General features: G+C 72.7%; 24 protein-coding genes. 11 read left to right on the forward strand and 13 right to left on the reverse strand.

The annotated features are described in order from the left end of the window. Window positions 1–70 precede the first annotated feature (70 nt). Complete coding sequence (locus OG429_RS35615) at window positions 71–811, forward strand: class I SAM-dependent methyltransferase (protein ID WP_328929381.1); 741 nt, start codon at window positions 71–73, stop codon at window positions 809–811. Window positions 812–925: 114 nt separating this feature from the next. Further along, window positions 926–1,336, forward strand: coding sequence for a rodlin (locus tag OG429_RS35620; RefSeq protein ID WP_328930523.1), 411 nt, complete (start codon window positions 926–928; stop codon window positions 1,334–1,336). A 208-nt stretch (window positions 1,337–1,544) separates the two neighbouring features. On the opposite strand, the gene cynS is transcribed toward OG429_RS35620, so the two are convergent. Continuing rightward, entirely contained in the window at window positions 1,545–2,015 is a 471-nt protein-coding gene (cynS, locus tag OG429_RS35625; RefSeq protein WP_328929382.1) for a cyanase, read from the reverse strand. Window positions 2,016–2,107: 92 nt separating this feature from the next. Continuing rightward, window positions 2,108–2,713, reverse strand: coding sequence for a carbonic anhydrase (locus OG429_RS35630; protein ID WP_328929383.1), 606 nt, complete (start codon window positions 2,711–2,713; stop codon window positions 2,108–2,110). A 124-nt stretch (window positions 2,714–2,837) separates the two neighbouring features. On the opposite strand from OG429_RS35630, the gene cynR reads away from it, so the two are divergent. Next, entirely contained in the window at window positions 2,838–3,749 is a 912-nt protein-coding gene (cynR, locus tag OG429_RS35635) for a transcriptional regulator CynR (RefSeq protein ID WP_328929384.1), read from the forward strand. 7 nt (window positions 3,750–3,756) lie between these two features. Here the strand turns inward: cynR and OG429_RS35640 are convergent, their stop codons facing one another. Beyond that, window positions 3,757–3,909, reverse strand: coding sequence for a hypothetical protein (locus OG429_RS35640; protein WP_328929385.1), 153 nt, complete (start codon window positions 3,907–3,909; stop codon window positions 3,757–3,759). Window positions 3,910–3,982: 73 nt separating this feature from the next. Beyond that, window positions 3,983–4,120, reverse strand: coding sequence for a hypothetical protein (locus OG429_RS35645; RefSeq protein ID WP_328929386.1), 138 nt, complete (start codon window positions 4,118–4,120; stop codon window positions 3,983–3,985). Window positions 4,121–4,244: 124 nt separating this feature from the next. On the opposite strand from OG429_RS35645, the gene OG429_RS35650 reads away from it, so the two are divergent. Beyond that, a complete protein-coding gene (locus tag OG429_RS35650; RefSeq protein ID WP_328929387.1) occupies window positions 4,245–4,538 on the forward strand; it encodes a hypothetical protein in 294 nt (97 codons plus the stop codon). A gap of 155 nt (window positions 4,539–4,693) precedes the next feature. On the opposite strand, the gene OG429_RS35655 is transcribed toward OG429_RS35650, so the two are convergent. Continuing rightward, entirely contained in the window at window positions 4,694–8,170 is a 3,477-nt protein-coding gene (locus tag OG429_RS35655; protein ID WP_328930524.1) for a M28 family peptidase, read from the reverse strand. Window positions 8,171–8,351: 181 nt separating this feature from the next. On the opposite strand from OG429_RS35655, the gene OG429_RS35660 reads away from it, so the two are divergent. Next, complete coding sequence (locus OG429_RS35660; protein ID WP_328929388.1) at window positions 8,352–9,311, forward strand: LysR family transcriptional regulator; 960 nt, start codon at window positions 8,352–8,354, stop codon at window positions 9,309–9,311. A 17-nt stretch (window positions 9,312–9,328) separates the two neighbouring features. Here the strand turns inward: OG429_RS35660 and OG429_RS35665 are convergent, their stop codons facing one another. After that, on the reverse strand, window positions 9,329–10,159 hold the full coding sequence (locus OG429_RS35665; RefSeq protein ID WP_328929389.1) for a class I SAM-dependent methyltransferase: 831 nt from the start codon (window positions 10,157–10,159) through the stop codon (window positions 9,329–9,331). A 180-nt stretch (window positions 10,160–10,339) separates the two neighbouring features. Here OG429_RS35665 and OG429_RS35670 point away from each other — a divergent pair, with 180 nt between their 5' ends. From OG429_RS35670 to OG429_RS35685, 4 genes are read left to right on the forward strand one after another with little or no spacing between them, the layout of a single operon-like run. Continuing rightward, entirely contained in the window at window positions 10,340–11,620 is a 1,281-nt protein-coding gene (locus OG429_RS35670) for an ATP-grasp domain-containing protein (RefSeq protein WP_328929390.1), read from the forward strand. Continuing rightward, on the forward strand, window positions 11,617–12,450 hold the full coding sequence (locus OG429_RS35675; RefSeq protein ID WP_328929391.1) for a Rossmann-like domain-containing protein: 834 nt from the start codon (window positions 11,617–11,619) through the stop codon (window positions 12,448–12,450). Before OG429_RS35670 ends, OG429_RS35675 begins: the two co-directional genes overlap by 4 nt. Next, window positions 12,447–13,538 (forward strand): PLP-dependent cysteine synthase family protein, encoded by a 1,092-nt coding sequence (locus tag OG429_RS35680; protein WP_405676899.1) that lies wholly within the window; start codon window positions 12,447–12,449, stop codon window positions 13,536–13,538. The genes OG429_RS35675 and OG429_RS35680 overlap by 4 nt, the downstream gene beginning before the upstream one ends. Then, complete coding sequence (locus tag OG429_RS35685) at window positions 13,535–14,590, forward strand: enolase C-terminal domain-like protein (RefSeq protein ID WP_328929392.1); 1,056 nt, start codon at window positions 13,535–13,537, stop codon at window positions 14,588–14,590. The genes OG429_RS35680 and OG429_RS35685 overlap by 4 nt, the downstream gene beginning before the upstream one ends. A 32-nt stretch (window positions 14,591–14,622) precedes the next feature. Here the strand turns inward: OG429_RS35685 and OG429_RS35690 are convergent, their stop codons facing one another. Beyond that, window positions 14,623–15,201, reverse strand: a complete 579-nt coding sequence (locus OG429_RS35690) for a hypothetical protein (protein ID WP_328929393.1) — start codon at window positions 15,199–15,201, stop codon at window positions 14,623–14,625. Between the two features lie 276 nt (window positions 15,202–15,477). Further along, window positions 15,478–15,717, reverse strand: coding sequence for an antitoxin MazE7 (locus tag OG429_RS35695; RefSeq protein WP_328929394.1), 240 nt, complete (start codon window positions 15,715–15,717; stop codon window positions 15,478–15,480). Between the two features lie 115 nt (window positions 15,718–15,832). Here OG429_RS35695 and OG429_RS35700 point away from each other — a divergent pair, with 115 nt between their 5' ends. Continuing rightward, window positions 15,833–16,228, forward strand: coding sequence for a PRC-barrel domain-containing protein (locus OG429_RS35700; RefSeq protein WP_328929395.1), 396 nt, complete (start codon window positions 15,833–15,835; stop codon window positions 16,226–16,228). Window positions 16,229–16,437: 209 nt separating this feature from the next. Here the strand turns inward: OG429_RS35700 and OG429_RS35705 are convergent, their stop codons facing one another. From OG429_RS35705 to OG429_RS35725, 5 genes are all read right to left on the reverse strand, one after another. Next, on the reverse strand, window positions 16,438–17,184 hold the full coding sequence (locus OG429_RS35705; RefSeq protein ID WP_328929396.1) for a tyrosine-protein phosphatase: 747 nt from the start codon (window positions 17,182–17,184) through the stop codon (window positions 16,438–16,440). A 24-nt stretch (window positions 17,185–17,208) separates the two neighbouring features. Beyond that, on the reverse strand, window positions 17,209–18,408 hold the full coding sequence (locus tag OG429_RS35710; protein WP_328929397.1) for a mannosyltransferase family protein: 1,200 nt from the start codon (window positions 18,406–18,408) through the stop codon (window positions 17,209–17,211). An 86-nt stretch (window positions 18,409–18,494) separates the two neighbouring features. After that, a complete protein-coding gene (locus OG429_RS35715; protein ID WP_328929398.1) occupies window positions 18,495–18,884 on the reverse strand; it encodes a hypothetical protein in 390 nt (129 codons plus the stop codon). Next, window positions 18,877–19,413 carry a SigE family RNA polymerase sigma factor gene (locus OG429_RS35720; protein WP_405676895.1) on the reverse strand — a complete coding sequence of 179 codons (537 nt, stop codon included), beginning with the start codon at window positions 19,411–19,413 and terminating at the stop codon, window positions 18,877–18,879. The genes OG429_RS35715 and OG429_RS35720 overlap by 8 nt, the downstream gene beginning before the upstream one ends. Before the next feature lie 123 nt (window positions 19,414–19,536). Then, window positions 19,537–20,445 (reverse strand): aldo/keto reductase, encoded by a 909-nt coding sequence (locus OG429_RS35725; RefSeq protein WP_328929400.1) that lies wholly within the window; start codon window positions 20,443–20,445, stop codon window positions 19,537–19,539. 65 nt (window positions 20,446–20,510) lie between these two features. Here OG429_RS35725 and OG429_RS35730 point away from each other — a divergent pair, with 65 nt between their 5' ends. Then, window positions 20,511–21,506 (forward strand): ArsR/SmtB family transcription factor, encoded by a 996-nt coding sequence (locus tag OG429_RS35730; RefSeq protein WP_328929401.1) that lies wholly within the window; start codon window positions 20,511–20,513, stop codon window positions 21,504–21,506. Window positions 21,507–21,522: the final 16 nt, after the last annotated feature.

Consider the following 21,522-nt stretch of genomic DNA (forward strand, 5'->3'; position numbering starts at 1 on the left):
CGTCCCGCCGACGTACCGTACAACCCTCGCCCAGTGCCCGGACCCCCGATCCCCCGGCATCATGGACGGTATGACGACCGAATCCCGTGCTCGTTCGTTCAGTGCCGCGGCTGCCCGCTACGCCGACCACCGCCCCTCGTACCCGCCCGAGCTCCTCACCGCTCTGGCCGATCTGGCCGGTTTCCCGCCGGCCGGGGCGCGGGTCGCCGACGTCGGGGCGGGCACGGGCATCGCCACCGCCCTGCTGGAGGCGGCCGGGGCCCGTGTGGTCGCGGTGGAGCCGGGCGAGGGCATGGCCGCCGAGTTCCGGCGCCGCAATCCGCGGACGCCGCTCGTACGCGGCGACGGCAACCGACTGCCCCTCGCCACGGGCTCGGTGGACCTGTTGACCTATGCGCAGTCCTGGCACTGGACCGACCCCGCCCGCTCGGTCCCCGAGGCACTGCGCGTGCTGCGCCCCGGCGGGGCGCTGGCGGTCTGGTCGAACGATCCGGACGTCTCCGTCGGATGGATCTCCGAGCAGCAGGACCGCATCGAGGAGCGGTTCGGCCCGGGCTGGTACATCAACGAACGGGCCCGCTCGCAGGGGGGATTGCGCTTCACCACCCGCCTTCTGCCGTGGTCGCGCCGCGTCCCGGTCGACACGCATCTGGCGAAGCTGTCCACGCACTCCCTGTTCCTCGTCGGCGCGCCCGGCACGGACGCCTTCCTCGCCGACGAACGGGCCCTGCTCATGGGCCGGTTCCCGGACGGCATGGTCGAGGAGCACTACGTGGTCGATCTGAGCGTGGCCGTCCGCGGCGGTGCGTGACCGTGAAAGGACCGGGCCGGGGGCTGTTCGGGTGAACCGGCGGAACCTGTGGCGGGTCCGGCCGTTGATCAAGGCACTCACCACCATGCACTCGTGCACACAGAAAGACCCATGATGATCAAGAAGATTATGGCCACCGCCGCCGCCACCGCTTCCATCGTCGGCGCGGGCGCCGCCGTGGCCGCCCCGGCCATGGCCATCGGCAACGACAACGGGGTCAACACCGTCAACGGCAACAACTCCCAGCAGATCTACGGCAATCAGAAGACCCACGGCGACCTGAGCCCGCAGCTCGGCCTGGTCCAGGGCACGCTGAACAAGCCCTGCATCGGTCTGCCGGCCAAGGTCAATGCCCAGTCGATCCTTGCCTTCGTCAACATCGGTGTCCAGGACATCAACGTCCTGTCGAACCCGCAGAACCAGCAGTGCACCGAGAACTCCACCCAGGCCAAGGGCGACGAGCCGCTCTCGCACATCCTGGACAACATCCCGGTCCTCTCGGGCAACATTTCGCAGGGCAGCTGACGCAGTCCCCTCTGCGAGCCGGGGCCTCAGACGCCTGCGCGAGTGCCCACGGGGCCCCGGCTTGTTCCACCCGGATCCGCGGATCCGCCCCTGCCGCAGGCGTGCGGCGGCCGACAGGCCGTCGAGATGGGCATCGGTCCTCACGTCGGAGAGCCTCCCGTCCCACCGGACGGGAGGCTTTCCGACGTTCCGGAGGTGTTCCGGTCCGTCAGAAGGGCTTGGTCGGAAGGTACTTGCCGTCCAGGGTGATGACCGCGCGCTCGCCGCCCTCGGGGTCGGTGACCTTACGGACGTCCAGCTTGAAGTTGATCGCGCTGATGATGCCGTCCCCGAACTGCTCGTGGACCAGAGCCTTCAGAGTGGTCCCGTAGACCTGGAGCATCTCGTGGAAGCGGTAGATCGTCGGGTCGGTCGGGATGCCGCCGGGGACCGAGCCGCGGGTCGGGATCGTCTGCAGGAGCGCGACCGCGTCCTCGTCCAGGCCGAGCAGCTCGGCGACCGGCCTCGCCGCGGACTCGGGCAGCGGATGCTGGCCCAGCAGCGCGGCGGTCACGAACGCGACCGACAGGCCGGCGGAGTCGCCGAGCTGCTGCCACGAGAGGTCCTTGCGGGTCTTGGCTTCGACGACGGCGACGGCGAGGGCCTGGCGGGCGGTGGGGTCGAACTGGGCGTGCGGCATGGGGAGACGTCCTTTCGGGAGCGGGGAACGGGGGCGGGGCATTGGGAAGCGGAACAGCGAACGGGGAGGGAACCGGGGAGGGGCGGGGCGGGTCAGAGCGCGACGGCGGCCGTGGGGCCCGATACCTCCGCGACACCGCCGGTGGGGATGTCGTAGACCCAGCCCCGCAGGGTGAGCCGCCCCTCGGCCGTGGCGCGGGCGACCGATGGATGCGTGGCCAGGTTCGCCAGCTGGGCACGTACGTTCTCGCGCACCAGAGCGGCCACCCGGCCGGGCCCGGCGCCCGCCGTGCGGGCCACCGAGGCGTCCGCGTGCCGCAGCCAGCGGGCGACCGACGAGGCGGCGCTCAGGTCCGTGCCCTCGGCGAGCGCGGTCATCGCCCCGCAGGCGGAGTGCCCGCACACGACGATCCCGGTGACGCCGAGGACGGCGACGGCGTACTCGATGCTGGCCGTCACCCCGTCCGGGCCCGGAGCGTAGGCGGGCACCAGATTTCCGGCGGTGCGGATGACGAACAGCTCGCCCGGCTCGCTCTGGGTGATCAGCTCCGGCACCACGCGGGCGTCCGAGCAGCCGATGAACAAGGTCGTCGGCCGGTGGGCCTCGGCCAGCTCGGCGAAGAGCCGTGCCTTCGCCGGGAACACCTCTTGCTGGAAGCGTGCGACGCCGTCCGAAAGGCCGTCCGAGAGATCGGGCATGGTCACTCCCTCTGGTGGGATGCGCCCCGGGGGGCTTGACGTGTTCCACCATGCATGAGCTGCATCTATTGTGTCCAAGACGCGATATCCATGCTTGCTATTGCTCTCATCTATAGTTGCTCTCATGGCTCTCGAACTGCGTCACCTGCGCTATCTGATCGCCGTCGCCGAACACGGCAGCTTCACCCGCGCCGCCGAAGAGCTGCGGATCTCCCAGCCCACCCTGTCCCAACAGATCCGGCAGCTCGAACGCACCGTGGGGGCCCAGCTGTTGGACCGCACCGGCCGCACCGTGCGGCTCACCGACGCGGGCGCTACGTACGCCCACTACGCGCGCGGCGCCCTACGGGACCTGGCGGCGGCCGAACGGGCCGTGACGGACCTGGCCGACCTCTCCCGCGGCCACCTGCGCCTCGCGCTGACCCCCACCTTCACCGCGTACCTCGTCGGCCCGCTCACCGCCGGGCTCCACGCCGCCCACCCCGGCATCACCGTCGAGGTCCGCGAGATGCCCCAGGACCGCATCGAAGCCGGGCTGCTCGCCGACGACCACGACCTCGGCCTCGCCTTCGACCGGCCGCACCTGCCCGGCATCGCCGCGGCCCCGCTGTTCACCGAGACCCTCGGCCTGGTCGTGGCCGCCGACGGAGCCGGGGACCATCCGCCCGCCGGTGAGGCGCTCTCCGTACGGGATCTCGCGGAGCGCCGACTGGCCCTGCTCAGCGGGGACTTCGCCACCCGCGGACACGTCGATGCGTACCTTCGCGCCCACGGGGTGCGGCCGCACGTCGCCGTGGAGGCGAACTCCGTCCAGGCCCTCACCGAGATCGTCCGGCGCACCCCCCTGGCCACCGTCCTGCCGGACGCCGTCACCGACGACCACCCGCACCTGCGCCCGGTGCCGCTGGACCCGGCCATCCCGCCACGGACCGTCGTCCTGCTGCGCCGGGAGAGCGCGTACGAGAGCGCGGCGGCGCGCGCCTTCACCGGACTCCTCCGGCGCCTGGTCAGCGCCCGCGGATACCGCCCGGCCTAAGCGCGGCCTAAGCGGCCTCGACCGCCGGCCGGGCCAGGCGCTCGACGCGGGTCAGGAACTCCCTGGGGTGGAAGGGCTTCGCGAGGCAGTCGTCCACACCGGCCTCCAGCGCGCGGGCCGTGCGCTCCGGGTCCGCGGGCGGCAGCGCGAGGATCGGCACCCGCCCGTGACCGGGGGAGCGGCGGATCTCCTCGAACAGCGCGACCTCGTCCAGCCCCGGCCGCCGTCACTGTCTAGCAGGGCCACGGTGTCCGCCCCGGTTCCGCCGTCGACCACCGCGAAGCCCCGCCCACGAGGAGGCGCTCCAGCAGCGTCCGGAGCGTACGGTCCTTCGCCACGAGAAGGATCTTGTCCGGGGAAGCGCTGCTCATGGTGGCCTTTTTCCATCCGATGCCGGCCGGTCACAGAGCCGACCTCGTGACTTTTGCCCGCCGTAGTCCTCACAGAGCGTACGGGTTCTTGCATGCCCGGAGTGACGGTGTCTAGCGTCGGGCCATGACCACCGAGCCGCAGCGCTTCGAAATCCTGTTGGTGCCCGAGCACGTCAAGAACCGGGCCGGTGCGCCCGCGCCCCAGGTGGACCATCCCCTGAGATCGGCCGTGGTCGAGGCGACCGGCGCCACGGGTGCTTCCGGGTACCCCCGCTACACCGGGGAGGGGATGGAGGCCGACATCGACCCCGTGTCGCGTACGGTCGAGGCCCTGCTCGTCGACGGCTACGAGCTGGACCCCGGCATGACGGCCCTGATCGCCCCCGAACCCCAGAAGGGAACACGCCGGAAGCACTAGGTCACACCGCCCGTCCGTCCGTCCGCCCGCCCGTCCGCCGACGCGGATGCGGCGATGCCCGGGCTGTCGGCCCCCGGCTCCGGCCGTGCGACGTGCGTCCGGCCCGGCCCCCGCAGTGCGGGGACCGGGCCGGACTTCAGGCTGTCAGGCGGGCGTCAGCTCACCTGGACGGTGACGTCGTCCACGACGAAGGAGGTCTGCAGTGACTGGTCCTCCACGCCGTTGAACTTCAGGGTGACGGTCTGGCCGGCGAACGCCGAGAGGTCGTACGACTTCTGCGCGTAGCCGGAGTTCGCGTCCAGGTTGGAGAGGGTCGCCAGGGTCTGGCCGCCCACCGAGACGGTGAACCGGTCGTAGGCGACGCTCTCGTTCTCGTCCGTGTCGATGTGGAGGAAGAACGCGAGCTGGTACGAGGTGCAGCCCGACGGGATCGTCAGCGACTGCGAGGCGCTGTCCGTGTGGGTGAACCCGTACCCGGTCAGCCACGCCATGTAGCTGCCGCCGTGCGGGGCCTGCCCGGACTGGTTGGTGATCACGCCCGCGGTCGCCGTCCACGGGCTGGCGCCGCTCTCGAAGCCGCCGTTGGCCACGAGCTGGCGCGGGGTGCACGTGCCGCCGCCTCCGCTGACGGTCAGCGTGTACGTGGTGCTGTGGCTGACGGTGCCGGTGCCGGTGACCGTCAGGGTGTAGGTGCCGGGCACGGTGCTCGCGCCGACCTGGACGGACAGCGTCGAGGAGCTGCCGGACTGTACGGACGTCGGGCTGAGGGTGGCGCTCACCCCGGCCGGCGCGCCGGACACGGACAGGGCCACCGTCTGCGCGGCGCCGCTCACGGTCTGGGTGTTCACCGTGGCGGAGGTGGAGCCGCCGGGAGCAGCGGTGCCCGCTGACGGGCTGGTGCCGAGGGAGAAGTCCTGCGCGGGCGTCTCCCCGCCGACGGCCTGCTTCCAGACGGCGTACGCGACGCCGTCGGCGCTGCGGTCCAGGACCGTGGCGTTGATGTTGTTCGCGGTGTCGCAGGCGCTGTGGTAGCAGGAGTCGTAGGCGGCGTTCGCGGTGCCGCCCCACTTGGTCGCCTGCGCCGAGGTCTTGCGGGCGCTGGCCCCCGCCGCGTAGCCGGAGGTGGGGATGCCGGCCTGCTGGAAGGAGTAGTCGTCGCTGCGGCCCTGGCCCTCGGTGTTCTCCTCGGGTGCCAGGTTCAGCGAGGTCCAGTACGCCTTGAGCGGGGTGGCGGTGGCCGAGTTGACGTTGTTGATGAAGTAGCCGCCGTTGGGGGAGCCGACCATGTCGAAGTTGTAGTAGCCCTTGATGGCCGCGCGCTGGGCGCTGCTCAGCTGGCCCACGTAGAACTCGGAGCCGTTGAGGCCCTGTTCCTCATCGGTCCACCAGGCGAAGCGGACGTGCTTCGTCATGGTGGGGTTCTTCTGGGCGAGGACGAGCGCGTTCTCCAGCAGGGTCGCGGAGCCCGAGCCGTTGTCGTTGATGCCGGGACCGGCCGACACGCCGTCGAGGTGGGCGCCGAACATGACCGTCTGGTCGGCGGGGCCGCCCGGCCAGTCGGCGATCAGGTTGTTCGACGGGTAGGTGCAGGAGGTGCAGTTCTGCTCGGTCACCGTGTAACCGGCGGCCTGCAGCTTGCCCTTCACGTACGCCAGCGACTGGGTGTAACCGGGGCTGCCCGCCCGGCGGTTGCCGCCGTTCTGGGTCGCGATCGTGTTGAACTGGGTCAGGTGCGCTTGCACGTTGGCGACGCTGATGTCCGGCGGGTCGTTGGGAGGCTGGGTCCCGCCGACGTTGAGCGAGTAGTCGACGGTGTGGGAGAGGGTGCTCCCCTGCCCCTTGACGACGACGGTGGACGCGCCGGGCGCCGCGTTGGCGGTGGCGGTCAGGGTCAGCACCGAGGACTGGCCGGACTGCACGGTGGCCGGGTTGAAGGAGGCGCTCACCCCGGTCGGCAGGCCGGAGGCGGTCAGCGTCACCGACTGCGCGGTGCCGGTCGTGACGGTGGTGCCGACGGTGGTGGTGACCGTAGCGCCCTGCTGGACGGTGCCCGACGACGGGTTCAGCGCCATCGAGAAGTCGTTGTTCTGGCCGCTCGGCGTACAGGTCGGGTCGGCGGACTGGGCCGGGACGGTGATGGCGTCCCAGGCGGCCTTGGTCTTGTTGAACAAGTCACAGGTGGTGTCGAGCGACTTGGCCGAACTGAGCGTCGCCGTCCGGTACTTCTTGTACGACATGCTGCTGGTCTTGAGCAGCATCCCGCCGTAGAAGATCTTGCCGGCGTTCTGCACGCCCACGCCGGTGACCGCGGCCTGGTTGCAGGTGGGGCTGTTCGGCTTGCCGGCGCCCGGGCTGCTGCCCTCGGCCAGCAGGTAGAACCAGTGGTTCAGCGGACCCGCGGCCTTGTGCACCTCGGTGCCGGGTATCGCGGAGCTGTAGCAGGCCGGGTCGTTGTTGACGGCCGGCGGGTTGTACATGTTCCGGATCGGACCGTTGCCCTGGAGATTGATCATCTCGCCGACGGTGTAGTCCGGAGTGTCGTACGGGGCCGGCTCGTTGGCGTAGGCCTCGGTCAGCGCGCCGAAGATGTCGCCGGTGGCCTCACCGAGCCCGGCCTCCTGGCCGCTGGTGCCGCCGGGCGTGTTGGAGTCGATGGCGTGCCCGTACTCGTGGCCCACCACGTCTATTCCGGCGATCCACTCGTTGGCGCTGTTGTGCCCGATGGTGACCGAGCTGCCGTCCCAGTAGGCGTTGAGGTCGCCCAGGCCGACCTTGCCCGGGAAGCTGCGCCCGTTGCCGCTGACGCCGTTGCGGCCCAGCCACTGGCCCAGCATGTCCCACTGTTTCTGCGCGGCGAACATGAGGTCCACGCAGCCGGTCTCTTTGCTGGTCGGGTTGCCGGTGCCCCAGGAGTCGGACGACTTCGTGAAGACCGTGCCGGTGCTGTAGTCCGCGCAGCTCAGGCCGGTTCGGTTCGGGTCGCGCAGCGTGTAGGTGGAACCCGAGTTGGTGGTGTCGACGGTGAGCGGGTTCGGCCCGTTCCACTTGCTGCTGCCGGAACCGGCGACCACGTCGTCGTAGCTGTCGACGAAGGCGCCGCTGCGGGCGTCCACGAACACGTGCAGTTTGCTGGGCGCCGTCCGAGTCCGCCCGGTCAGGACGGTCTCCCAGGCGAGCAACGGCTTGTCGTCCTTCAGCCGGACGGCGAGCCGGCTGCTCTCGACCTTGTCGACCGAGGCCAGTTTCGCCCGCGACGTGGCCTCGGCGTCCTTCGCGGTGACGGAAGGCCGGGTCGCCACGTCGATGCGTACCGAGGAGGCCGACTGGAGGGCGCGTACCTTGCCCGCGCCGTCCGCGAGTACGACCGCGTCGCCGCCGACGACCGGAAGGCCGCGGTAGCTGCGCTCGTACGCGACGGAAAAGAGGTCCTTCACCCAGGGGGTGACCAGGCGTCGTTCGTACCGCTCCTGCGAGGAGTTGACCAGGGAGTCGAGACCGCTGTCGACGGCCTGGTCCGCGGCCGCGACCGCGCGTGCGGCCGGTGTGTCCTGCTGGGACGGTGCGGGCTGCGCGTGCTGCGCTGCCGATGCCGTCCCGGCCAGGGTTCCGGCGAGGCTTGCGGTCAGCGCCATCGCTGCCACGGCCGCCGTCCATCTGGTGGGCTGCAACGTCCACTCCGATCGTGGGGGTGGGTGGGGAGTGCGTGCACGTTCGCGGCCGAGTATGAGCGTGTATATGACGGGATTGGGACATCCCGGCGGGCATAAGGTCCGCGTTATGGTGCGTTGGCGGCGCGCTGCGTACGCTGCCCGGATGCAGCTGGAGTTGAGGCATCTGCAAGCTGTCTGCCGGATCGCCGAGGCGGGCAGTCTGGGGGGAGCGGCGCGGCGCCTCGGGGTGTCCCAGCCCGCGCTCTCGGCCCAGCTGCGCCGCATCGAGCGGGTCACGGGCGGCGAGCTGTTCGTGAGGGGGCGCAGCGGGGTGGAGCCCACGGCGCTGGGCCAGTTCGTACTGGCCAAGGCGCGCCGGGTGCTCAGCGAGATGGACGCGCTGGGTGCGGAGGCGCGGGCCATCGACACCGGGACCCCGCTGCGGCTGGGGTGCATCCTGCTCGTGCTGATCGACGGTCTGCTGGCGCAGACCGACCTGCTCCTGTCCGGCCAGGAGATCACGGTCGACCTGGAGGACTCGGTGACCGCGCTGACCCGGATGCTCGGCGCCGGCCGCTACGACGCCATCGTGTACGGCGAGGTCAACGACCACGAGGTGCCGCTCCCCGAGGGGGCCCTGGCGAGGACGCTCATCGCGAAGGAGCCGTTCTGCATCCGGCTGTCGGAGAAGCACCACCTCGCGGGCGCGGACCGCATCGAGCTCGCCGACCTCGCCGGCGAGTCGTGGATGACGCTGGTGGAGGACGACGACGGCGGCCCCGAAGCCCTGGTCGCCGCCTGTGCGAAGGCAGGGTTCAGCCCGTCACTGCGCTACCGGATCACCGACCGCAAGATGCACTACGACCTGATCGCCGCGGGCCGCGCGATCTCCCTCAGCCAGCCCACGGCCCCGGCGGCAGAGGGCACGGTGATGCGCCCGCTCGTCGGGGCCCCGGTCACCGGCCGGATCCGGCTCGCCTGGAGCCGCTGCGCGGTCTCGGCCGGCCAGGCGGAGCTGCTCTACCGCGCCGCGGCCCGCGCGTATGTGGCCAATGTCGGCAACAACGCGTTCCACAAGGAGTGGTGGGACGCCCACCCGGAGGTGCATCCGGCGGTGGAGTGAGCGTACGGGCGTTGCGATCAGCCCTGGCGATGGGCGGTGAGCAGCAGGTACTCCCACTCCATGGCGCCGTCCCGCAGGTGCTCGCCGGCGAGGGCGTCGAGATCGGCGTCCAGGGCGGCAACGCGCTCGGGGTCGTGGCCCAGGCTGCGGTAGACGGCGACGGTCGGCCCGTAGCAGGCCTTGAAGAACTCGCGGAAGTCGGCGGGCCGCGCGAACCGGTCCACGTGGACGGTCTCCCGGCGGGCGTCGACGTCGGTGACGCGATCGCCGAGGAGCTCGTGGACGTGCTCCTCGTCCCCCCACAGCGGTGGCGGCTGCGCCCCGGGCGGCGGCGGGGGCGCGTAGGGCTTCATCGCGGCGAACATCCGGCCCACGAATCCCTGCGGAGTCCAGTTGACCAGCCCGACCGTGCCGCCGGAGCGGCAGACGCGCAGCATTTCGTCCGCGGCCGTCTGGTGGTGCGGGGCGAACATGACGCCGACGCACGACATCACGACGTCGAACTCGCCGTCCGCGAAGGGCAGCGCCTCCGCGTCCGCCTCCCGCCACTCCAGCCGGGCGCCCCGCACGGCGGCCAGGTGCCGCCCGATCTCCAGCAGCTCGGGAGTGAGGTCGGACGCCACCACGTCGGCCCCGGCCAGGGCGGCCGGAATGGCCGCGTTGCCGGAGCCCGCCCCGACGTCGAGGACGCTGTCGCCCGGCCGTACACCGCACTCGCGGACCAGCAGGGCGCCCAGCTCCGGGATGACGTGGGAGGCGACCGACGGGTAGTCGCCCATCGCCCACATCGTGCGGTGCTTGGCCTTCAGGGCGCGGTCGGCCTGGACCGCATCGCTCGGCTCGGTCATGACAGCCGCCCTCCAGGGGCCTGAGCAGCCCCTTTCTCCGAGCATAAGGAGCTTTCGCCGGCCCAGCCTGTCGGCCGGAGCCGGGGAAGACCGCCATGTTGGAAATGAAAACGATTCCCGATAACGTCTCTCCTGGTCCGGTCGCCCAAGAGTCGGCACGGCGGTCTGAGAGGAAGTCCCGTGGGTCATCTGCTGGTTGTCGAAAGCTGGGTGGGGTCGATGAGCGGGCTCCTGCCCCGGGCGATCCGCGAAGGCGGGCACGAGTTCACCTTCCTCACCCGGGACCTGCACCACTACCTGCGCGCCGCCCCCGCCGACGGCCCGCACCCGCTGCTCGCGGCGCGCAACATCGTCACCGCCGACACCAACGACACCGACGCGCTGCTGCCGCTCGCCCGGCGGCTCCATGCACTGTTCGCCTTCGACGGCGTGGTCTCGTCCTGTGACTACTACCTGCCCGCCGCGGCCCGCACCGCCGAGCGGCTGGGCCTGCCCGGCCCCGCCGCCGGAGCCGTCGAGAACGCCTGCCGCAAGGACCTGACCCGCCGGGTACTGGCCCGGGCCGGGATGGCAGGCCCGCGCTTCGCCGTCTGCGCCGACGCCGCCGAGGCCGTCGCCGCCGCCCGCGGGATCGGCTACCCGCTCGTCGTCAAACCGGCCGACCTGTGCGCCGGGATGCTCGTCCGCGAGGTGCGCGACGAGCGCGAGCTGGACCGGGCCTGCCGGGCGCTCGCCGAGTTCCCCGTCAACGCGCGGGGTCAGCGTCGCGCCCCGGTCCTGCTCCTCGAAGAGCTGCTCACCGGCCCCGAGGTCAGCGTCGAGACCGTCTCCCACGGCGGCACCACGCACGTCATCGGCGTCACCGACAAGAGCATCGGTGGTGCGCCCGCCTTCATCGAGACCGGCCACATGTTCCCGGCCGACATCGCACCGGACGTCGCACGCGAGGCCGCCGAGGCCGCCGTTCTGGCCGTCGAGGCGCTCGGGCTGGACCAGGTCGTCTGCCACACCGAACTCAAACTGACCCCCACCGGGCCGCGCCTGATCGAGGTGAACCCCCGCCCGGCCGGGAACCGCATCACCGAGCTGGTCCGCCACGTCGCGGGCGTCGACCTCGCGGCCGCCTGCGTGGACACCGCCCTCGGCCGCGAGCCCGACCTCACCGTCCGCCCCACGGGAGTGCGCAGTGCCGCCATCGCCTTCCTGCTGCCCGACGCCGCCGGCACCCTCACCGGCATCGACGGCGCGGACGAGGTGCGGGGCCGTCCCGGGGTCCTGGAACTCACCCTGGCCGGACCGGGCCGCACCGTGCGGGCCGCCGACAGCAACAACGCGTACCTCGGCCACGTCATGACCGCCGACACCGAAGGCGCGGGCGCCCGCCGGGCGGCCGAGCTGCTGCTCGCCGACCTGCGCCCCTCCTACGCGTGCCACGACCTGACCGCGGCGGTGGACGCGTGAGCGCCCCCACCCTCCACGAGCCGTCCGTACGGACCGTCGACGACCTCTTCGGATACGTCCTGGCCGGCGCCTACGGACCCGACCCCGCCGCCCAGCGCGTCGCGCTCGCCTTCACCACCGCCCAGGCCGTCCGGCACGAGGGCCGCTCCGGCGGCTACCGCAACGAGGTGCTCAGCCTGCGCCTCGCCGCGGCCGTCGGCTCCTGTGCCGTGGAACCGGGCGCCCTGCCCGCCGCCGCGCTCGACGACTGCGTGGGCGCCACCGTCGCCGACCTGCTCGGGCATCCGCTGCTGCCCGTACGGATCGCCGCGCTGGACGCCTACCTCATGCACGTACGCCCGCACACCCCCGGCAGCGGCGCCCGCCCGTACGCGATCCCGGCCGGGAGCTCGCTGCACCGCTCCCGGGCGCGCGCCCGCGCCGTGGCCGGCCTCCTCCCGCAGGCCGGCATCGAGCGGGTCCTGGTCGTCGGCGTCGTCAACTCCCTGCTGGAACAGCTGCGCGAGCGCGGAATCCCGTACGCCCCGTGCGACCTCAAGGGCGGCGCCACCGAATGGGGCGAGCCCGTCCTGACCGGCACCCACGCCGAGCTGGAGCGCTGCGACGCCGTCCTCGCCTCCGGCATGACCCTGGGCAACGGCACCTTCCAGCCCCTGCTCGACCACGCCGCCGCCACCGGCAAGCCCCTCGTCATGTTCGCCCAGACCGGCAGCGCCGTACTGCCGCGCTTCCTCGGCTCAGGGGTCCACGCCGTGTCCGCCGAACCGTACCCGTTCTTCTGGCTCGACGGCGGCCCCGGCACCATCCACCACTACGGAGGCGCCCGGTGACCATCGCCCCGCCCTTGCCCCGCCCGGCGGCGGCCACCGCCGCCAACCCCGACCTCCTGCCGCTGCTCGGCCGCACCCCGCTCGCCAGGATCCGCACCGACCTTCCGCACCGCCAGCCCGGCTTCTGGGCGAAGCTGGAGTGCCTCGGTGCCGGTGGGATGAAGGCCCGGGCCGCCGTCTCCATGCTGACCGGCGCCCGCGCGCGCGGCGAACTGCTCCCCGGCGCCCCCGTCGTGGAGTCCACCTCCGGCACCCTGGGCATCGGCCTCGCCTTCGCCGGCCAGGCCCTCGGCCACCCCGTGATCCTCGTCGGCGACAGCGAACTCGAACCGTCCATGCGGCAGTTGCTGCGCACCTACGGAGCCCGGCTCGAACTCGTCGACCGACCGGCCGCCGAAGGCGGCTGGCAGGCCGCCCGGATCGCCCGGCTGCACGAGGTCCTGCGCCGCACGCCCCGGGCCTACTGGCCCGACCAGTACAACAACCCTGACAATGCGGCCGGTTACCTCTCGCTGGCCGCCGAACTGACCGCCCAGCTCGACCACCTGGACGTCCTGGTGTGCAGCGTCGGCACCGGCGGACACAGCGGCGGACTCGTCGGCCCGCTGCGCCGCCGCTGGCCCCGGCTGAAGGTCATCGGCGTCGACTCCGTCGGCTCGGCCATCTTCGGCCAGCCCGCCCGGCCCCGCCTCATGCGCGGTCTCGGCAGCAGCATCCACCCGGCCAACGTCGCCCACGAGGCCTTCGACGAAGTGCACTGGGTGGGGCCCGCCGAGGCCGTCGACGCCTGCCGCCGCCTCGCCCGCTCCGCCTTCGTCAGCGGCGGCTGGAGCACCGGGGCCGTCGCCCTCGTCTCCGCCTGGGCCGCCCGGGTCGAACCGGGCGCCGTCGTCGCGACCGTCTTCCCGGACGGCCCGCACCGCTACCTCGGTACCGTCTACGACGACGAGTTCTGCCGTGCCCACGGCCTGGACTCGGCCGTCCGCGCCGTCCGCCCCCTGGAGATCCCGCACCCCCGGGCCGTCGAGGCGGCGGGCTGGGCCCGCTGCACGTCCGTACCCGTCCCCACCCGCGGAGGTGCCGCGTGAAGCTCACCTGGCGCACGGCCGACCTGCGGCTCGCGGAACCCCTGCGCATCTCCCGCTCGGTGATGTCGCGGCGCGACGCCGTCTGGATCGCGGTCGAACACGGCGGAATGCGCGGCTGGGGCGAGGCCGTCAGCAGCGACCACCTCGGGCTGCCCACCGCTCGGATCCTGGAGAACCTGGAAGCGGTGCGCGCCGCGACCGAACGCTTCCCCGACCCGGAGACCGCATGGGCCGAGACCGGCGGCGGCCACCCGGCCTGGCGCGGGCTGCCGCCCGGGGTACTGGCCGCGGTCGAGGCCGCCGTCCTGGACCTCGTGGGCAAGCGGGCCGGCGAGCCCGCCCACCGGCTGCTGGGCACCGAGGCGGCCCCGGCCGCCGCGACCGCCCGTACGATCGGCATCACCGCACCCGTACGGGCCGCCGCACGGGCGGCCCGCCTCGCGCGAGCCGGCTTCACCGTCCTCAAGGTCAAGGCGGGTTCGGCCGATCCGGCCGAGGACCTCGCCCGGGTGGAGGCCGTACGCGCCGGGGCGCCGGGGGCGAGTCTGCTGCTCGACCCCAACGGGGCCTGGACCGAGCGCCAGGCCGTCCACCTGCTGCCGCGCTTCGCCGCCCTCGGCGTCACCGCCGTGGAGCAGCCGATCGCGCCCGGCCGGCCCGACGTCCTCGCCCGCGTCGCCGGAAGATCCCCGGTCCCCGTCATCGCCGACGAGGACGCCGTCTCGTACGAGGACGCCGTCGCGCTCGCCGGGCGGGTCCACGGAGTCAACGTCAAACTCGCCAAGTGCGGCGGCGTACGGGCCGCCCTGCGCATCCACGAGGCGCTGCGCGGCACGGGTACCGACCTGATGCTCGGCTGCCTCACCGCCAGCTCGCTGGGCATCGCCCCCGCCGTGCACCTCGCCGACCGGGCCCGCTGGGTGGACCTCGACGGACACCTGCTGCTCGCCGGCGACCCGTGGACGGGCATCGGCGGAACCGACGGCACCGTACGCGCTGCGGACCGGGCCGGCCTCGGCGTCAGACCCTCCGACCCGCAGGCCCTACGGTGAACCGCGATGGGGGAGCGCCGCGCCGATGACGGTCAGCTGCGGCTGTTGAGGAACCCGATGGCGACGGCGCCCCACCAGGCGACCTGCGAGACGGTCGCGGTCACGGCGCCCCGGAGCAGGAGCGGGCGGGTGGCGGGCCGGCCGTCGAGGTCGGCCAGCCGCCGGTGCAGGACGCCCGCCTGCACGCCGTTCAGGGCCAGGACCAGGATGAGGCCGAGTTTGACGCAGGTGAGGGGCGAGGAGAGGTCCGGGTGGAGGAAGGCCCCGCTGGCGATGAGCCCGGCCAGCCCGGCCCAGACCGGCAGGTGCAGGGGGGCGGTGCACTCGACCACGTCGCGCAGCGACTTGCGGCCGCTGAGCCAGAGGGCCCCGTAGTAGTCGATCATGAGGACCCCGCCGAAGCCGACGACGAGGGAGGCGAGGTGGACGAAAAGGGCCGCGGTGTGGAGCGTGGTGTCGGCTCGGAGGTGGGTGGCCACCCAGGTGCTGGCTCCCCATCCGGCGCACACGGCGAGCGAGGCCAGGGCGGGTGCACACCACTGCGGAACCTGGAGGAGATCGGACGGCTGTCCGGATCTTCGTCGGATCGAGGCGGCATCTGCGGTGGACATGGTGCTCCGATGGCGGGGGAGGTGCAGGTGAGGGTGCGTCCGCGCCTTTGACGGCGCGAGCGAGGTAAGGCTGCCCTAAGCACCGGATTTCGTCAATGTGGCGTCACGTGGCGTGATTCCGCCCCTCGGGATGAATGGGCGCGGGCGTCCCTTCGCCCACGGCACCGGCCCGGACGAACTGTCCCGTTCCACCTGAAGAGCCGCACAGCGGGACTTCCGGAGCACACGCTGCGTGCACGGCCGGCGACGCTCCGGCGGCCGGCCGGCGAGGGCGCCTCACGCCGCGCGGGGGCCGGAGGGTCCGGGGCCGAAGTCGTGCTCGAACCCCTCGCGGAACCCGGGCCGCGCGACCGCCTTGTCGAAGGCACGTGCGGCGCGGGCGAGGGCGGCCTCGTTCTCCTGGGCGGCGGTCAGTTCGGCCAGGTACGCGCGCAGGCTCAGCCCACGGGCCGCGGCGAGGGCGGCGAGCCGGTCGTGGACATCGGTGTCGACCTCGACTGTGGTGGTGTCAGCCATGGTCCGAGTATGCGCGGTCCGCAGCGGCGGCGGGGTGGTTACGGCTCTGGTTACGGGGCAGGCGCGATGTGCGGCGGAAGGACCCGCCGCCCGATCGAGGAGGAGTTGTTTTCGCGTGACTGAGCACGTGTGGAGTTACCGGCCGACCGCGCGCCATCTGGCGGGCACCGACCTCAGCGGCTGGAAGGTCGCGGCCACGGACGGCGCCATCGGCAAGGTCGACAAGCACAACGACGAGGTCGGCGACGCCTACCTGGTGGTGGACACCGGTGTGTGGATCTTCGGGAAGGAAGTCCTCATCCCGGCCGGCGCCGTGATCGACGTCGACCTGGAGAACGAGACCGTCCACGTGGACGCCACGAAGGAACAGATCAAGGCAGCTCCGGAGTTCCACCGGGACAAGCACCTCGGCGACGCGGGCTACCGGGACGAGCTGACGACGCACTACGGAATCGGAGGCCCGTACGGCGGGCCGCTCGGAGGTCCGTTCGGCGGTTCCCACCGCGCCTGAAGCCCCGGCCGCACCGCCTTGGCGGGGCACGGCCGGGACGGGGATCAGCGGCGGAACCGGCGCGTCACAGTGAGAGCGGTGCAGGTCGCCCCGCCGGAGTCCTCGACCGGCGCGGCGGGAGCGGTGTCCACGGCTACCGCGCCGAGGCACTCACGGCCCTGTACCGCGCGGCCCAGGAAGGGCGCCCGCCGAGCCGGGACCCGTACGGCTCAGACGTAACGCGGTGCGGGTTCGAGCAGCTTCTCGCGCAGGGCGGCGACGAGGGTGTCGTCCACGCCGAGCAGGTCCGCCGCGTACTCCCGTACGGACCCGTGTTCGCGGGTCACGGCCGCGAGGAACAGGCTCATCACCTCGGCGGGCGCCCGCCCGTAGCCCGGCCAGACGGGCTCCTGGCCGGGGTGGTCCGCCCGCCAGTCCGCGAGCAGCCGGTCGGTCGCGAGCCCGGTGAGGGCGAAGTCCTCGACGATGACGTCCTCGGGGACCCCCAGCAGGGCCAGGACCAGCGCCGCCAGCAGACCGGTGCGGTCCTTGCCGGACGCGCAGTGGAAGGCCACGGGACCGTCCTGGCCGGCGATCATCTCAAGGGCGGCGCGCAGTTCCACGACACCGTCGTGGGCGACCTCCATGTACCGCTCGGCGAGGTACGGCCCGGTCGCGACGTCCGGGCCGAGGGAAGACTGGTCGTAGGGCCGGTGCTCGATGCTGAGGTGGTGGTAGGCGAGTGACGGATGCTCGGGCACCCGGCCCTTCGCGTCGATCTCCCAGGAGTACCGCAGGTCGATGACGGCCTCGACGCCGAGTTCCAGGAACCGCTCCCAGTCCGGACCCCGCAGCTTGCCCAGGGAGTCGGCGCGGAACAGCCGGCCCCACCTCACCGCGTGCCCGCCGTCCGCGGTCGTATAGCCGCCCAGATCACGGAAGTTGTGCAGTCGCTCGAACGATATGTGTCGGTCCATACGCGGACCCTATGCGGTGATCGTTCAGCCGGCCCAGCGTCCGGTGAGGAAGGTGAGGGCGACCGTCGTGGCCAGCGGGGCGGCGACGCACAGGTAGGCGCTCTGCACCCGGGGGCGCCGCAGGCTCCAGGAGGCCAGGCCGATCCACAGCGGCCACCACAGCAGCGTCGAACGGGGAACGGACGTGTACCAGTAGGAGGTCCCCAGCGCCCACAGGGTGAGGCCGGTGTACAGGGCCTCGGGCCAGCGGCGGCGGCGTACGAGCAGGGCCAGGAGCACGACGCCGACCAGCATGGCCAGGAGCTCGGCCTGCCACATCAGCGCGTAACCGGTGGGCTGGACGTGATGGAAGGCGGCGTCCCAGGTGTTCGCCCAGGCTTCCCACGGCCAGTGGAAGTCCCGGTACCAGCCGCGTTCCTGGGCGTGCTTCCAGGCCGTCCAGTCCCCGGTCCGTGCGTGCAGGTACCAGCTGAAGAGCGCGGGGGCGAGGGCGGGCAGGCACAGCCAGGGCGCCGCGCTCCAGGCGTGTCGCCCGCGCGCCGTGAGGGCGAACTGGAGGACGAGCGCGCCCAGGAGGAAGAGCCCGGTGACCCGCACGGAGCAGGCGAGGCAGGCCAGGACCGCGGCCGCCGGCCAGTTCCGTCGCAGGGCCGCCAGCCACGCGGGCAGGGCCAGGGCCAGGAACAGTGCCTCGGTGTAGCCGGCGGCGAGGAACACGGCGCAGGGCGAGCACAGGAAGAACAGCACCGTCCGCCGCCCGGCGTCCGGGTCGGGCAGCTGGAGGCGGGCGATGCGGGCCAGCGCCAGGACGGCGGCCCCGCCCGCGACGAACGAGATCAGCGCTCCGGCCGCCGCCCAGTGGGGGACGACCGCGTGGACCGCGCGCAAGGTGAGGGGAAAACCGGGGAGGAAGGCCTCCCTGTTGTCCCAGCCGGCCGTCCAGGGACCGGCCTGGCCGGGGAAGTAGCCGTCCTTGGCGATGTGGAGGTAGTGCCACCAGTCCCACTGCTGCCAGGGGGACAGGAGCGAAGGCGGCCGCCGTCTGTCGCCATCGGCGGGGAACAGCCAGCGGACGGATTCCGCCGTGGTCCACAGGCCGACGCGGGTCAGCAGGTAGAGCCACAGCACCTCGCGGTCCGCACGGCCGGGGCGCCACGGGAACGCCCGGCGCGCGGCGGGCCTGCCGGGCGTTTCGACGGGCCGGGGCGGGGCGGAAACGGACATGACGGGATCTCCTGATCGGCAGAGGGCGCGCGGAACCGCCGACCGTGGTGGCGGGGCCGGTGTCCGCCGTCGACGGGGCGGGTGGGCTACGGAGCGCGCTGTGTGGGGGTGGGGGACATGCTCGGATCCGCTGTCGCGCTGGGAGGTGGCGATGGCGTCGTGGTCGTGGTCGTGCTCGGGGAGGTCGGCAGGGAGGACGGCAGGGAGGACGGCACGGCGGACGGCGGCCCGGGAGAGGGGATGGGCGTGGTCGCCGGGAGGGTCGGGCCCGCCTCGCGCGGCAGCAGGGTGGCCAGGGCGGCCCCGGACCCGCCGAGGACCAGGCAGCAGGCGACGGCGATGCCGGCGATCCGGCGACGCCGGGCCCGCTCGCCGCGCCGGGCGATGACGGAGACGGGCGGCAGGCCGGCCCCGGACCGCCCCGCGGAGGCCGCTTCCCGGAACAGGGACCGCAGCGGATCCTGGGAGTCAGGCATCGGGCGCCTCCTCAATGCGGGGGTCCTGCAGATGGCGGGAGAGGGCGGCCCGGCCCCGGGACAGGTGCGTCTTGACCGTGCTCGCGGACAGGGAGGTCTCGGCGGCGATCTGCTCGACCGTCAGATCGCACACGTAGTGCAGTGCCAGCGTCCGGCGCTGCTTGGGGGGCAGGTGCCGCAGCGCCTCGACGAGCGAGACCGCCTCCGGCCCCGGACCCTCTACATGGCCCGCGGGGGCAGTGCGCTGCCAGGCGTCGGCGGTACGGCGGCGTACGCGCCACCGGCTCACCGCGAGCCGCCACGCGACGGTGCGGATCCACGCCTCGGGCCTGCCGTCGTTGTCCAGCTGACGCCGGCGTCCCCACCCCCGGACGAACGCCTCCTGGACCACGTCCTGCGCCTCATGGTGATCGCCGAGCATCACGTACAACTGGCCTGTCAGCCGTCCCGCCGCCTGCGCATAGAACTGTTCGAACTCCTCGACGGTCAAAAATCGCTCCTGGATCCATGTGTCCCTCTCATGGGGCATACGCCCGCCGCACCGCATCCGGTTGACATGGGACACCGGAAGTTTGTGTGAGTGCCGTCACACCCGAGCCGCCCGGACACGCGTCCGGGCGGCTTCCGTTCTCCCGGCGGACCGGGGCGTGACTCAGCGGGCAGCCGAGTGGAGCCGCTCCAGGAGGGACAGTTCCGTCTCGGAGAGGCGCAGTGCGCCCGCGGCCACATTGGCGGCCAGGTGATCGGGGTTGCCGGTGCCGGGGATGGACAGCACGTGCGGTCCGCGGTGCAGCGTCCACGCGATGCGCACCTGCGCCGCGCTCGCCCCGTGCGCCCGCGCCACCGCGAGCACCTCCTCGCTGTCCGCGCCGGTCACGCCCGCCTGGCCCCCGGCGCCCGCGATCGAGTAGAAGGGGACGAACGCGACCCCCAGTTCACCGCAGGTACGCAGCAGCTCGTCCTGCTCGGGCCGCACGCCGAGGCCGTACGGGTTCTGTACGCACACCACGGGCGCGATGGCCCGCGCCTCGGCGAGGTGTTCGGGCGTGACGTTGGAGATGCCCAGGTGGCGGATGAGCCCGGCCTCGCGCAGCCGGGCCAGCGCGCCGAAGCGTTCGGCGATCGAACCGGTTCCGACGACGCGCAGGTTCACCACGTCGAGGTGGTCGCGGCCGAGCTGGCGCAGGTTCTCCTCGACCTGGCCGCGCAGTTGCTCCGGGGTGGCGTGGGGCGCCCACTCGCCGGACGGGTTCCGGCCCGGCCCGACCTTGGTGGTGATGACGAGGTCGTCCGGGTAGGGGGCCAGTGCCCGGTTGATCAGTTCGTTGGCGGAGCGCAGCGGGGAGAAGTAGAAGGCGGCGGTGTCGATGTGGTTCACGCCGAGCTCGACGGCGCGGCGCAGTACGCCGGTGGCCCGGCCGCGGTCGCTCGGCTCGGCGTCGGTCCTGAACGCCTCGCCGTTCTGCGGCAGGCGCATCGCGCCGAATCCCATTCGGTTGATCTCCAGGTCGCCGAGCTTCCAGGTGCCCGATGCCGCTGCGCTGATGGTCTCTGAGGTCATGCCGGAATGATCGCCACGAGGTACGCTCGCCACCATTGATTCAGCTCCAACCGAATCCTCACGAGGTGGTCGCCCTGCAGGAGTTGGCGTTCTCCGCAAGCGATCTGGCGCAGACGCGGTTCGCCGTCTCGCCGATGTGGGAGGTCGGGACCAGCTTCCGGCTGCTGAGTTCCGGCTCCGCCCATCCCGTGCACCGGACCTGGGCCGAGCAGGTCCGGCCCAGGGTGGCGGCCGCCGGCCTCGACCGGGGCTGGCTCGCCGAACTGATCCCGCCGTCGGGCTACGTCGCCGACTTCCTCAACCCGGCTCCGGCCGGTCCGGCCCCCACGCTGGCGGGCGAGCTGGCCGGGATCCTGGCCGCTCCCGCCGCCCGGGTCCGCCACGACCTCGACCGCCTGGGCCGGGAGCAGGGGCGTCAGGGCCCCAGATCGCGGAGCCTGTACGCGGATCCGGAGGCACGCCTGCCCCGGGTCGTGGAAGAGATCGAGACGTACTGGGAGCTGGCCCTCGCCCCCTACTGGGCGCGGATCCGGTCGGTGCTCGACGCCGACGTCTTCCACCGGGCCCGGCAGGTCGCCGAGTACGGCGCGGTCGGCTTGTTCAAGGACCTGCACCCCTCGGTGAGCTGGGACGCCGACGAGCTGCTGCTGATCCGCCGCAGGTGGGCCATGTCCCGTAGAACCGCGGGGGCGGGGCTGCTGCTCATCCCCTCGGCGTTCACCGGGCCCGGCGTGCTCACCCGGGTGAGCCTGCCGGAGCCGCCCCAGCTCGCCTACCCGGCACGCGGTGTCGGCGCCCTGTGGGAGCCCCGGCCCGTCACCAGGACCGCCGCGGTCGCCGCCGTACTCGGCCGCTCCAGGACGCTGCTGCTGACCGAACTGGAAAGCCCGGCCTCCACCACCGAACTGGCGCGCCGTACGGGTCTTTCACCGGCCGGGGTGTCCCAGCACCTCATGGCCTTGCGGGACGCGGGCCTGGTCACCGCCCACCGGGCCGGGCGCTCGGTGCTCTACGCCCGCACCTCGGTCGCGGAGTCCCTGCTCGCGGCGGCCCCTTCGTAGTCCGGGCGCATCGGGG

Source organism: Streptomyces sp. NBC_00190, assembly GCF_036203305.1.
Lineage (GTDB): Bacteria > Actinomycetota > Actinomycetes > Streptomycetales > Streptomycetaceae > Streptomyces.